This window comes from Actinomycetota bacterium, from assembly GCA_036280995.1.
Lineage (GTDB): Bacteria > Actinomycetota > CALGFH01 > CALGFH01 > CALGFH01 > CALGFH01.
This window is the reverse complement of sequence record DASUPQ010000634.1, coordinates 1-12285: the sequence shown is the minus strand read 5'-3', so window position 1 is coordinate 12285 and position 12285 is coordinate 1. Positions and strand designations below refer to the sequence as shown.

The following is a 12285-nucleotide window of genomic DNA, read 5'->3' as shown; positions in this document are numbered from 1 at the left end:
GGCGGGCGGCGGGCTCCAGGAGGTGGAGCATGGTGACCGGCACGAGAGCTCGCTCCTACGAAGAGATGGTGGACGCCCTCGCCGAGGGCCTCCCGATGCTGCAGGACACCCTGTCGGGGCTCACCCCCGAGGACTGGCAGCGGCCCACGCACCTGCGGCCGCCCGAGCCGGGCAAGCCGCCCTGGACGATCCTGCAGCTGGCCGCCCACTTCGACGTCTTCATGGGCCTGACCATGCCGCTGGTGGCCGAGCCCCAGTCGGCCCAGCCGGTGGTGGACCGGGCCAGCTTCTACATCTCGGTCTCGGACCGCAGCAAGGTCTCCCCGGTCATCTACCAGTACATCGTCGACCACGCCCAGGGCCACACCCCGGCCACCATCCGCGACCAGGTCGGGAAGACGTTCAAGCAAGCCCTGGAGGCGATCAGGACCACACCCCCCGACACCATCGGGCCCGGTTTCTTTGGGCCGATGCGGCTGGATGAGTTCGTGGCCACCCGGCTGGTGGAGACCCGGGTGCATGGCCTGGACCTGACCGACGCCCTCGGGGCACCCCCGCTGCACATGCCAAAGACCACGACGATGGCGGCCGAGGTGCTGGATGAGGTTCTCGCCCGGCGGGCCGTCCCCGGGCGTCCGGCTGATCTGGAGGGCGATGACCTGGGGTTCATCCGGGCCGCCGCTGGACGCGGTGAGTACCCCGATCCCCGCCTCCCGGTCGTGGGATGACGCACACGCCCACGAGCTGCTACCGGTAACGGGCCGGGCGCGGTCCCGGCCCGTACCGCGCTTGCTTCCATCCAGGGTCGTTGCCCGCACTCCAGGCCTTTCGAGGGTGCTAGCTGCGAGGCTGGTGTCCAGCTTGCGCGCGAGCCGGCCGCGCCCAGACCGTGTTGGCGATCCATGCTCCGCTGGCGATGATCAGCACCGCCCCAATTGGCTGCGCCACCCCGACCGCCAGCCCGACGATGGAGATCAGGGGGACCGCGAGCGCGTAGAGGGGGCCTGTCCAACGTGGCAGCGTGCCGGCTCGCCACAGCGCGACGCCCAACAGCGCCGCTCCCGCCGAATACAGCAGCCCGCCGGTCAGGCCCACGACCACCGCCGGGGCGCCATAGAGGTCGCCGTTGATGGCGACCGCGGCCTGCTGGCCGGCAAGGTAGGCCCTGCCGATGGCAGGCTGGGCGAAGGTCGCTGCGCCGAACAGCGTCATGATGAACGCCATCCCCGCGACGCTCAGGACCAGGCCCCGCAGCACGAGGCGGCGCACGCCCGTGCCAGCCAGGACGGCCCCCAGCGCCAGCACCCCGAACAGGCCGATGGTGGTGCCGAGGATGCTGCCGACAAGATGGCTCACCAGGAAGCCCGTGGTCGTGACGTACTCGGCGTAGGCGGAGAAGTCGGTGCGGTAATCGGGCTGGTGCGACAGGGTGCTGAGGAACACCAGCAGCCCGTACACGGGAGGGCGAGAACGCCGAAGCGGGTCGTGTTGTCGTACATGGGGCCTCCCTTGCGGCGGTGCGCGGCCGAGGAGGCCGCACACCGGTTGCGGACCCCGGGTGCTCAGGGCAGGTACTGCTCCTGGACCCGGGTGACGAAGCCGTTGTCGTTGTACTTGAGGTGGAACGGGGTGGCGGCGACCTGGGAGCCGCCGTTGTGGACGAAGGTGAGCAGGGCCTTGAGACTGCTGGGGTTGGGGCCGGGGCTGCCGGTGAGCTGCTGGCTGCCGATGACCCTGGCCTGATCGGCGATAACGACCTCGCGCAGGCGTGGGTTGTCGTTCTGGATGTAGTAGTCGTTGGGGACCGGGGACTCGCCGCCGTGGGCGGCCGAGGCGTCGTCGGCGGCCTTGCCGGTCAGCAGGACGGCCCGGTCGAAGCGCAGGTAGAAGGTGCCGCTCTTGGCGGTCCAGCTGCGGATGAACCCGAAGTCGCTGTCCCGCGTCGCGCTGTCGGGGCTTGGTGCCGGACGGGTGGCGGGCTGGGCTGTCGCGGGCTTGGAGGTGGTCGCCACCGGGCGGTTGGCCGGTGTCGGCTGCGCCGGGTTTGGCTGTGGATCCGTGTCGGATCCCCCTTGGCAGGCGGTGAGCGCAATCGCCGCGACCAGGGCAAGCGACGCGAATGCCATTTGGTGGGTTCGCCGGGTCATGGTCCTGCTCCTCTCTGCTCTCGCACATCGGCTGACCTGCCAGAGGCAGCGTGCAAGGAGGGACTTGGCGTCCGCTGGGCCAGCGGCTTGGCGTGTGGGCGTCGAGCCGACAAGTCGACGCCAAGCCGCAGACAGCACGATGCGTGAAACCGACCCCGACGCTGGAGGAGACAATGACCTCCACTCCGCCACGCCCGTGACTGGAATCGTGTTCCGAAGGCTCCGGGCGCCGACTGAACGCAAGGCGGCCAAGAGACTGCTGGCCGACGGCGGTGCCCTGGCGACAACGGTCGACCGCAACAACGGGAGCGTGCTGTTCGGGCTGTGGGACCTCGCCGCCCCTGACCCAGAGGCGCTGGTCGCCGCAGCGGCTACACGGCCGGCGGACGCCGGGGCGGTGGAGCTGTGCGCCATCGTGGTCCGCGCCGGCCTGCGGCATCAGGGTCTGGGCCGCCGTCTCGTCGCCGAGGTGGCCGACGCCTTGCGGGCCAAGGGTGCCGCCCGACTCGTCAGCAGGCTGGAGGGCGACCACGGGCCAGTGGCAGCCCTGCTAAGGCGAGCCGGCTTCGTCGCGGCTATCACCGATGCTGATGGGCAGTCCGCTGGGATGGAAGCCGCCCGGCTCTACCTGGAGCTTTGAGGCCGCTGGGAGGCTAGGAGGCGGTCCAGGCTGGCGGCCGCGCGATCTTCCAACAGCTTGGCGCCCTGCCGCCTGGCGACCGCGATCGCGGTGGCAAAGGCGGCCTCGGCCTCAGCGGTTCGTGGCGTCGAGACCGCGAGCAGGCTCTCGCCCTTGAGCCGGTGCAACTCGGCCTCGAAGTAGCGCTCACCGCTCCGGTTGGCCTGGGCCAGCGCGTCGTCCAGCAGCCGCAGCGCCTCACGTGGCCGGCCCGCCAGCTGCTCGACCTCCGCCAGCAGTCCGAGCAGCAGGGGCCGTGTCACCAGCACCCCGGCCGCGTCCCAGTGGGCAAGCCCCCGGCGCAGCAGCTTCGCCCCACCGGCGAGATTGCCCTCCATCGCCTGCGCCCATCCAAGCAGTGCGGTCGCATGGATGGCCAGTATCTGGAACCCCCACCGCTCGGCCAGCGCCATGGCGGCCGGGGTCCGCTCTCGGAGGAGCGGGAGATCCCGGCGGTGAACGGCCGCCGATGCCCTCAGGACCATGGACGCAGCCTTCGGGTAGGGGTGACCGGAGCGCTCGAGGCGCCGGCTGGCGGCCTCGGCGACCCTGGTGGCCTGGTCGTGGAGGCCCAACAGCGCTAGCACGATCTCGAGGTACGCGTCTGCCGTGAGGGCCAGGGGAATGGCGGGCAGCGACGAGGTGTCGGGCATCGCCGCGATCAGGCGCATCGCCGCCTCGAGGTGGTCTCGGGCGGCGACCAGCTCGCCTTGGAGGACCAGGGTGCGGCCCAGCAGGACGTGACCGGCCAGCAGCGCCTGCGGGTCGTTCGAGCGCTGCGCACCGTCCAGCACCCGCTCGGCCAGCGCCCGCGCGCGGTCGTGCTCGGCCCGGGTGGTATAGACCCCGTGGACGCCGGCGAATGCCGGGACGGCGGCTGGGTCGTCGGCCACCTCGGCGGCCAGCTCCCCGGCTCGTCCGAACGCGGCAGCGGCCTCCGGTGTCCCCGGATCGCTGAGCTGGCCGAGCAGGTTGCCGAGTTGCACCTGCACGCCGAACTCCCGCCGGGTGCGCTCGCCCGACGGCGGCATGGATTCCAGCAGCTGCAGCGCCCGGCGGAGCTGCTGTTCGGCCTGCTCGTAGGCGAGCCGGGCCATGGCGTGGTCGGCGGCGGCCACCACGTGGGGTAGCGCCGCGCTGGGGCCAGTCACCGACGACGCCGCCCACCAGTGATGGGCGAGCTCGAGCGCGTGCTCGGGATCGCCGGGCCCATGCAGGTCCAGCAGCGCCTGGGCGACCCGTGCGTGCAGCCGCACCCGACGCGCCCGGCTGACCTCCTCGTAGATGGTCTCCCCGACGAGCGCGTGGGCGAAGCGGTAGCGCCCCACCGCCTGTTCGTCCTCGACGACCAGCCCGGCCATCACGGCCGCTTCGACCGCGTTCAGGGCACGGTCCTCGTCGAGGCCGGTCACCGTCTCGACCAGGTCGAGGTCGAACTCGCGACCGACGACGGCGGCGACAAGCAGGACCGCGTTGGTCTGCTCGGGGAGGCGAGCCAGCCGGCGTCGCAGGACGTCGCGGACGCCGACGGGGATCTCATGTTGCGCGGCGGTCAGCGCATCGTCGGCCTGGAGGTCGCCCTCGCTCCGCAGCAGGCGCAGCAGCTCGGTGACGAAGAACGGATTACCCTCGGTGCGCTCGTGGACGGCGCGGACCAGCCCCTCGACGGGCCGGCTGCCGGTGGCGGTGGCGATCAGGCGGGCGACCCCGGGCCGGCCGAGGCCCCTGAGCGGCATCCGCTCTACCACCGGCTCGCGGGCCAGCGCGCCGAGCGCCTCGGCCAATGGCTGGCCGGCTACGACCTCGATGTCCCGATAGGTGCCGAGCACCACCAGGCGGATGCGCTTGAGCTGACCGGCAAGGACCACAAGCAGCCGCAGCGACCCCACGTCGGCCCAATGGAGGTCGTCCAGGACCACCAGCAGCGTCCGGTCGTCCGCCAGCCGCCCCAGCAGCTTGGTGACGGCCTGGTAGAGCCGGAAGCGGGCTTCTTCCAGGTCCACGACGGCGGGGGGTTCCAGCCCCACGACCCGCTCCTTCAGCTCCGGCAAGAGCTGGCTGAGCTCGCCACCCGACCGCCCCAGCACGGCGTCGAGCTCCCCTGGCGGCACGTCGGCGAGTAGCGCCCGCACCACCTGCACCCACGGCCAGAACGCGGGAGCGCCCTCGCCCTCGAAGCAGCGACCCCACACCGCCCGGAGGCCAAGGGTCGCGGCATGGCGGGCCACCTCCTCGGCCAGCCGGGTCTTGCCGACGCCAGGCTCGCCGGCCACCAGCACCAGCCGCCCATGCCCGGCCGCCGTACCAGCCAGGATCGCGTCCAGCCGGGCCAGCGGCTCCTCCCGTCCCACCAGCTCGCCGTCGCCCGCCGCCGGCGGCGGCACGGCGGGAGGTGTCGCCGGCGGCTGGGCCGGCTCCACCGGCGCGACCCGGTCCGCCCGTTCGGCCGGCGGCGTCCAGTCCAGCGCGGGCGCCTGCCGCAGGATGTCGCCCTCCAACTCGCGCAGCCACGGGCTCGGGTCGATCCCGAGTTCCTTGGCCAGTACGTCACGGGCCGACCGGAACGCCTGGAGCGCCTCGGCCTGCCGGCCAGAGCGGTACAGTGCCACCATTAGCAGCCCGTGCAGCCGCTCCCGGAACGGGTAGCGGCCGACCAGCTCTCCCAGCTCGGCGGCCGCAGCAGCGTGGCCGCCAAGCGCCAGCTCCGCCGCCAACCGGTCCTCCAGGGCGGCGATGCGCAGCTCCTCCAGCCGCTGCCCCTCGGCTCGGGCGAACGGCTCGTCGGCCACATCCGCGAGGGCCGGACCCCGCCACAGCCCAAGCGCCTCCCGCAACACCTGGGCGGCCGGCCCGGGTCGTCCGTCCTCCAGCAGCCGGTGACCCTCCTCGGCCATCGTCACGAAGCGGGCGGCGTCCAGGTCGGCGGGGGCGACCAGCAGGCGGTAGCCAGGGGGCTGGGTGACCAGCACCCGGGGCGGCGTCCGGGGCGGACGACCTGGTTCCAGCGCCCGGCGCAGGTTCGAGACGTAGGCCTGCAGCGAGGCGCTGGCCTGGGCGGGTTGCTGCTCGCCCCACAGCTCCTCGATCAGACGGTCCAGCGCCACCACCTGGTTGGCGTGCACCAACAACACCGCCAGGAGGGCACGCTGCTTCGGCCGTCCGAGTTGCACCCGGCGCTGGCCATCCCGGACTTCCAGAGGCCCAAGGATCCGGAACTGCACCGTCCCCTGCCACCAGTCGACGTCCTCCGACCTGCCGAGCCGGCCTGCCAACCCAACAGGACCATCCAGCACATCATCGCGTCCGATCCAGCTGCATTCCAGGCGCGTCGTCACCAACAAGCCGCGGGAAGATGGCACCTGGAATGCGAGACCGGCGATGTTGAGACCGAGGTCCGACGCCTGGTGGCGCTGGGCGCGACCCGCTGGACCACCTGGATTGGCGTGCCACGATGGGGTGGCAAGATCAGGTGCAGGAAGGGGACGAAGTTGTCGGAGCGATCAGGAACCCTGGCTGACGATCCGTTCGGTGGTCGGCACCCGACCAGTCACGAACGGCTGACGGGACTGCCCTGGGATGCGTCGTACCACGATGGCCCTGCACCTTGGGATATCGGCCGGCCGCAGCCGGCGATCGTGCGATTGGCAGCCGAAGGCGGATTCGTTGGAGCGGTGCTGGATGCGGGCTGCGGGACCGGCGAGAACGCGCTGCACGTCGCCTCGCTGGGACTGTCGGTGCTGGGCGTCGACGTGGCTGAGACGGCACTGGCGATCGCCCGAGCGAAGGCCGACGACCGTGGGATCGAGGTTGAGTTCGCTGCCGCTGACGCGTTCCAGCTGGAGCGGTTGGGCCGCAGGTTCGCGACGGTGCTGGACTGCGGCCTGTTCCACACCTTCGACCGCGACGAGCGGCCAGGATATGTGGCGAGTCTGGCGTCGGTGACCGAGCACGATGGAACCCTGTATGTGTTGTGCTTCAGTGACGATGGTCCCGATCCTGGCCCGCACCCCATCAGTCAGGAAGAGCTGAGCGCGGCGTTCAACCCCAGCAGGGGATGGACGGTCGCGGCCATCGAACCGGACCGGGTTCAGACGAGATACCACGACGACGGCGCACCGGCCTGGTTGGCGACCATCAAACGGATCTAGATGAAGCCCCCACCCCACCGATTTCCCCAGGTGTCGAACTTCATGTGCTGGGGATCGCCGGATCGTAGAGGATGCTGATCGAGCCGCCGATCCGGTGGTTGGGTGGGTTGCTGTTCTGGGCGGCCTGGAACTGCACGACCTGCCCGCGGGCGGTGGTGAACCGCACGACCGGGTACAGTTGCGTCTCCTCGACTGTTGGGACCGCCGGCCCAGTCCGGTGTGAGTGGGAATCGCAGGTCATCGCCACTACCGGCTCCGAGCAGGCGGCACTTGGGAGGCGGGCCAGGGTTTGGAGCCTCCCACCCGCTGATGGACGACCTCGGCTAGGGCAGCACACCGGGGCGTGGACGGTACGGAGTGGCCGCCGGGCCGGTCACGCCCGCGTCGATGGCCATGACCCGTCCGGCGGCCGGCTCGCGGGCCAGGGCCCCGGCTGACAGTTCGAAGCGGGCCGAGGTGATGATCAGCGTGCCGCGGTCCTGGCCCACAAAGCAGCACGCGGTCGGCTGGGAGACCGGCAGCGGCCAGGCGTGGATCAGGCCGCCGTCGGGCGCGTACCGTCGCACTTCCCCGCCGCCCCACATCGCCACCCACAGGCAGCCCTCGTCGTCGACCCAGAGCCCATCGGGGAACCCGGGGCCTTCGCAGCGCACCAGGGTTCGCCGTCGTTCCAGGTCGCCGCTGACGCCGTCGAAGTCGAACGCGTCCAGCGTCCCGTCCCCGGTGTCGGCGTAGTACATGGTCGTGCCGTCCGGGCTCCAGCCAAGACCGTTGGAGATCGTCACGCCCGTGAGGACCGAGGTCACCGTCCCATCGTGGTCCATCCGGTACAAGGTGCCCGCACCTGGGCTGGTGTCATAGGCCATGCTGCCCGCCCAGAAGCGGCCCTGGGGATCGCAGGCGCCGTCGTTCATCCGCGTACGGCCGGCCTGGCCCGCCTCGGGTTCGGCCAGGACCGTGACCGTCCCGTCCTCGGCCACATGGGCGAACCCCTGGCCGGCGGCAGCGACCCAGCCGCCTCCGGGCGCATCCACGGGCGCGACGGCGCCCAGGTGCCGGCCGACCTCGATCACGGCGATCGTGTGCAGTCGACCGGCGTCCCAGCGACAGCGGTACAGGCGGCCGGCCATGATGTCGACCCACAGGACCTCGCCGGTGCGGGGGTCGAGGCGCGGGCCCTCGCCGAGCTCTGCCGCTTCGCCGGAGATCAGCCTGACGTTCATGTTGGCACCGCCTCGGTCGTGTCGAGGGCCAGGAGTTGTCATGCGCATTCTCGCTGCTGGGCCACATGGCCGTGGTCGAGGGTGATGACCCGGTGGGCGCGGGCGAGGGTGGCGGGGCGGTTGGACACCACCAGGAGCGTGGCCTGGGTGTCGCGCAGCAGGCGGTCCCACAGGGCCCGCTCGGTATCGAGGTCCAGCGCGCTGGAGACGTCGTCAAGGACCAGGAGGTCGGGGCGGCGGGCCACCGCGCGGGCGGTCGCGACCCGCTGCGCCTGCCCGCCGGACAGGCGCACCCCTCGTGCCCCGAGGCGTGTGGCCAGGCCGTCGGGCATGCCGCGCAGGTCGGTCTCGAGCACGGCGGTGCGCAGCGCCCCGTCCAGGTCCACGGCGTCAGGGTCGCTGCCGAGCAGCACGTTGTCGGCCAGCGACTCGCTGAACAGCCGTGGCACCTGGGGCAGGTAGGCGGCGCGCGGCGGGACCATGAAGGCGGCGAGGTCGGTGACCGGGTGACCGTTCCAGGTCACCGTGCCGCCCTCGGCGGGCATGAGGCCGAGCAGGGCTCGCAGCAGGGTGGTCTTGCCGGCGCCGACCGGGCCGCCGATGACGGTGAACGAGCCCCGCTCCAGGGTCAGGTCGATGTCGCTGATGCCGCGGCCGGTGGTCGGGTGGGTGGCGCTGAGGCCGCGGATCTTCAACACCTGGAGCGGGTCGTGGCGGCGGGCGGTGCTGGTGGCCGCGGCGGCGGGTGGCTGCCGGCCGGACACATACAACGGCCGGCTGGCTACCAGCGCCGCCGGGTCGCCGGCCGGCAGCAGCGGGGTCAGGCGTTCGACCGCGACGCCGGCCTGACGGTAGCGGACCAGCAGCTGGCCACCGTAGTACGGCAGCTCCGCCAGGGTGCTGGCGTAGGTGGTGAACAGGACGAGGTCGCCGACGGTGAAGTCGCCGCGGTGCATGGCCGAGGAGGCCAGCAGCAGCACCAGCCCGACGCTGAGGTCCACGGTGGTGGTGTTGAAGGCGTTGAGGAGCTGAGAGAAGAGCTCGTCACGGAGGGCGGCGCGGCGGCGGTGCTGGTTCAGCGCGGCGCCGCGGCGCAGCACCGCCTGTGCGGCGTTGGCGGCCTTGATGGCCAGCGCGGCAGCGAAGACCTCTCCGAGGAAGGCGCTGACCGCCGTGGTGGTGGCCCGGGTGGCACGCCGGTAGGCCCGGATCCGCCCGCCCACCACCTGCGCGGCGACGATCACGGCGACCAGCGGGAGCGCCACCGCGACGGTGACGACGGGATCGATGCGCAGCATGAGGGCCGCGGCCCCGGCGGCGAACAGCGCCCTTCCCGCCACCCAGGTCCCGATGTCGAGGAGTCGCAGGAAGTCGTCGGTGTCGTCGCCGAGGTGGCTGACCGCCTGTCCGGAGGAGGTCAGCGTCGTGCCGGCCTCCGGGCCGCCGCTCTGCATCTGGGCGTGCAGCAGGTTGAGGCGGAGCAGGCCGCTCATCTGCTCCCAGCAGGCGGTCCAGACCACCCCGCCCCATACGGCCGCCATCCGCGCCACCTCCGCCGCCACCAGGACGCCGATGAGCGCGTAGACGCCCAGACCCGCCGGCGCGGCGCCGCTGAGGGCGTCGAAGACCCATCGCAGGATCAGGCCGATCCCCAGCAGCAGCGCATTGGCGGCGGCCAGCAGGGCGACGGTGGTGGCGTACAGGCCGAGCCGGTAGCGCGCCACCCGTGCGGCAAGCCGCCAGGTCGGCAGGTGGCCTGCCCTGTGCGCCTTCATGCCGCCACCGCCTGGTGGGAGGCCAGCAGGCGGGCGAAGCGGGATCGGGGGTCGGCGGCAAGCGCCGGCCGCGCGCCGTGCTCGGCGATCCTGCCCTGCTCCAGCACCAGGATCTCATCGGCGCGGCCGACCGTCGCCAGCCGGTGGGCGATGATGATGGCGGTCCGTCCCGCCAGCAGCGTGTCGAGCGCCCGCTCGATCCGCGCCTCGGTCGTCGGGTCGACCCGCGAGGCGGCCTCGTCCAGGATCACCAGCCCGGGATCACGCAGGAACACGCGCGCGAAGGCCAGCAGCTGCGCCTCACCCGCCGACAGCCCGGCACCGCCGGGGCCAAGCGGCGTGTCCAAGGCGTCTGGCAGCGCACGGCGCCAGCCGCCGAGTCCCAGGCTGTCCAGGACCTCGATCAGGCGTGCGTCGTCGGCGTCCACCGCCCCGAACAGCGTGAGGTTGTCGCGCACGCTGGCGTTGAACAACTGCACGTCCTGGGTGACGAGGCCGACCTGCGCCCGCAGCGCCCCCAGCTGCACCTCGCGCAGGTCGGTCCCGCCGACGCGGACCACCCCCTCGGTGGGGTCGGCCAGGCGCAGCAGCAGGCGGGTCAGGGTGGTCTTGCCGCTGCCGCTGCGGCCGACCACGCCGAGCACCCGGCCGGCGGGCAGGTGGAGCGTCACCCCCTCCAGCACCGGCACGCCGTCGCGGTAGGCGAAGCCGACCCCGTCCAGCTCCACTGGCAGCGCGCCGGCGGGCAGCGTGCGCCCACCGGCGTCGGTGACCGTCGGACGCTCGGCCAGCAGCTGGCCGACCCGGACGAAGCCGGCGACCGCGGTCTGGACGTTCTGGAGCTCGTGGCGCGCAGGTCCTCGGCGCCGGCGAGCCGCTCCTCGATCTCGCCGAACAGCCTGGCCACGGCCGCTCGCCGCTCGGTGGCCTGGGGGACCGCGGAGTTGCGCAGCCGGGCGATCGTGACCGCCGCGACCGCGGCGAAGGCGGCCAGGGCGAGGCCGACCCGCCAGTCCTCCAGCAACACCACCACCAGCACTCCGGTGAGGGTGAGTGCGCTGCCGACGATCCGCATGACAAAGGACGACACGAACGTGGACAACGCGGTGACGTCGCCGTCGGTCCGCTCGATCAGCTCTCCCGGCGGATGGGTGCCGTGGAAGGACAGGTCGAGCTCCAGGGTGTGGCGCAACAGGAGCCCGCGCAGGTCGTTGGTGACCGTCCAGGCGAGCTGCGTGGCGCCGTAGGCGGCGGCGACGGCAAGCGCCTGGCCGGAGAGGGCCACCGCGACGTAGGTGCCGGCGATGAGCGCCAGCGCCGCGATCGGTCGCCCCGCCACCGCCTGGTCGATGAAGGCGCGCAGCAGCTGCGGGCCGGCCAGCGGCAGCGCCGAGCTGACCGCCAGCAGCAACCCCAGGAGGGCGAGGCGGCCGCGCCGCCCGCGCAGCAGCAGCAGTCCGATCCTCCAGCGCTGGGGGTACGGGGGCGGCCAGGTGGTGGGCGGCTGAGCCATCGTTGCTCCCGACGAGCAAATTCGAACATCAGTGTTCGAGTTACAGGGTACCATAACTCGTACAGCCATGTTCAACATAAGTCGGCGGCGGCGAGCCCGCAGTGACGTCTACGGGATCTTGCTCAGGTCGACCTCCAGAACATCCTCCTGGCCAGTGGTCAGCGATCCATGGGACGGCGAACCTGGTCGACCGGCGAGCGGTTCAGGGGCCGATCGCCGGCATCCTCGACGCCTTCCTCCGGCAGGAGACCTCGCTGGTCGAGGACGTAGAGCAGGACGAAGCCCGGCAGCACGATGACCGCCGCCAGCCCGACCGCGACCAGCACCGCCGTCAGGGTTCCCGAAGGTGACGCGGCCGCGGAGACCGTCAGGCTCTCCGGCAGCAGGTACGGCCACTGGGCAACGCCCCAGGAGCAGACGATGCTGGCCACCGCGACGACGGCCAGCAGCCGAGCGCCGCGGGCGGCGTCGCGGACCAGCAGCACGAGGGCGCCGGCTCCGCAGACGGCGCTGAGGATCACGAGCGGCAGCGCCCGGGAGGTGAGGCCGTCGAAGAGGTAGCGCGCGTCGGCGCGGAGCACGAGGACGCCGGCGGCCGCGATGACCCCCGCGGCGACGGCGGCGGCCATGGCCCTGCGGCGGAAGTAGGCGGCCATCTCGGTGTCGTCCGCGCGTCGGGCGTCCCAGATGAGGTAGACGGCGGACAGGTAGGCCACCACCGCCACGGCCAGGACGCCCCCGAGGACGGAGGTCGGGTTGATCCAGCTGTCGACCGGGTCGCCGGCCTGGCCGCCGGCCGG

The 12285-nt window shown here is 72.3% G+C and carries 12 protein-coding genes and 1 pseudogene; 4 read left to right on the top strand and 9 right to left on the bottom strand.

Annotated elements, in window-relative coordinates:
- A partial coding sequence (locus tag VF468_21630; protein HEX5880891.1) for a maleylpyruvate isomerase N-terminal domain-containing protein occupies positions 1-728 on the top strand: 728 nt, incomplete at its 5' end.
- A 109-nt stretch (positions 729-837) separates the two neighbouring features.
- Here VF468_21630 and VF468_21625 read toward each other — a convergent pair.
- Both VF468_21625 and VF468_21620 read right to left on the bottom strand, forming a co-directional pair.
- Positions 838-1458 (bottom strand): hypothetical protein, encoded by a 621-nt coding sequence (locus VF468_21625; GenBank protein HEX5880890.1) that lies wholly within the window; start codon positions 1456-1458, stop codon positions 838-840.
- A 104-nt stretch (positions 1459-1562) separates the two neighbouring features.
- Positions 1563-2012: a hypothetical protein gene (locus VF468_21620; protein ID HEX5880889.1), complete on the bottom strand. Its 450-nt coding sequence runs from the start codon at positions 2010-2012 to the stop codon at positions 1563-1565.
- Positions 2013-2286: 274 nt separating this feature from the next.
- On the opposite strand from VF468_21620, the gene VF468_21615 reads away from it, so the two are divergent.
- Positions 2287-2787, top strand: coding sequence for a GNAT family N-acetyltransferase (locus VF468_21615; GenBank protein HEX5880888.1), 501 nt, complete (start codon positions 2287-2289; stop codon positions 2785-2787).
- Here the strand turns inward: VF468_21615 and VF468_21610 are convergent.
- Positions 2772-5930 (bottom strand): BTAD domain-containing putative transcriptional regulator, encoded by a 3159-nt coding sequence (locus tag VF468_21610; GenBank protein HEX5880887.1) that lies wholly within the window; start codon positions 5928-5930, stop codon positions 2772-2774. The genes VF468_21615 and VF468_21610 overlap by 16 nt on opposite strands.
- Before the next feature lie 12 nt (positions 5931-5942).
- Between VF468_21610 and VF468_21605 the strand changes: the two are divergent.
- A pseudogene (locus VF468_21605) lies at positions 5943-6248 on the top strand (VOC family protein).
- Between the two features lie 66 nt (positions 6249-6314).
- Entirely contained in the window at positions 6315-6974 is a 660-nt protein-coding gene (locus tag VF468_21600) for a class I SAM-dependent methyltransferase (protein HEX5880886.1), read from the top strand.
- 40 nt (positions 6975-7014) lie between these two features.
- Here VF468_21600 and VF468_21595 read toward each other — a convergent pair whose 3' ends face one another.
- The 6 genes from VF468_21595 to VF468_21570 form a co-directional block, all read right to left on the bottom strand.
- Positions 7015-7215 carry a DUF3592 domain-containing protein gene (locus tag VF468_21595; GenBank protein ID HEX5880885.1) on the bottom strand — a complete coding sequence of 67 codons (201 nt, stop codon included), beginning with the start codon at positions 7213-7215 and terminating at the stop codon, positions 7015-7017.
- An 82-nt stretch (positions 7216-7297) separates the two neighbouring features.
- Entirely contained in the window at positions 7298-8197 is a 900-nt protein-coding gene (locus VF468_21590) for an SMP-30/gluconolactonase/LRE family protein (GenBank protein HEX5880884.1), read from the bottom strand.
- Between the two features lie 38 nt (positions 8198-8235).
- Complete coding sequence (locus VF468_21585) at positions 8236-9972, bottom strand: ABC transporter ATP-binding protein (protein HEX5880883.1); 1737 nt, start codon at positions 9970-9972, stop codon at positions 8236-8238.
- Positions 9969-10700: an ABC transporter ATP-binding protein gene (locus tag VF468_21580; GenBank protein ID HEX5880882.1), complete on the bottom strand. Its 732-nt coding sequence runs from the start codon at positions 10698-10700 to the stop codon at positions 9969-9971. Before VF468_21580 ends, VF468_21585 begins: the two co-directional genes overlap by 4 nt.
- Entirely contained in the window at positions 10640-11485 is an 846-nt protein-coding gene (locus VF468_21575; protein ID HEX5880881.1) for an ABC transporter transmembrane domain-containing protein, read from the bottom strand. Before VF468_21575 ends, VF468_21580 begins: the two co-directional genes overlap by 61 nt.
- Before the next feature lie 158 nt (positions 11486-11643).
- Positions 11644-12285: cytochrome d ubiquinol oxidase subunit II (locus tag VF468_21570; GenBank protein HEX5880880.1), on the bottom strand; the 642-nt coding region annotated here is incomplete at its 5' end.

Bases quoted from the DNA above. Each gene is read 5' to 3' on its own strand.
- VF468_21590 (HEX5880884.1), bottom strand. From the start codon at position 8,197: ATGAACGTCAGGCTGATCTCCGGCGAAGCGGCAGAGCTCGGCGAGGGC.
- VF468_21575 (HEX5880881.1), bottom strand. From the start codon at position 11,485: ATGGCTCAGCCGCCCACCACCTGGCCGCCCCCGTACCCCCAGCGCTGG.
- VF468_21615 (HEX5880888.1), top strand. From the start codon at position 2,287: ATGCGTGAAACCGACCCCGACGCTGGAGGAGACAATGACCTCCACTCC.
- VF468_21585 (HEX5880883.1), bottom strand. From the start codon at position 9,972: ATGAAGGCGCACAGGGCAGGCCACCTGCCGACCTGGCGGCTTGCCGCA.
- VF468_21595 (HEX5880885.1), bottom strand. From the start codon at position 7,215: ATGACCTGCGATTCCCACTCACACCGGACTGGGCCGGCGGTCCCAACA.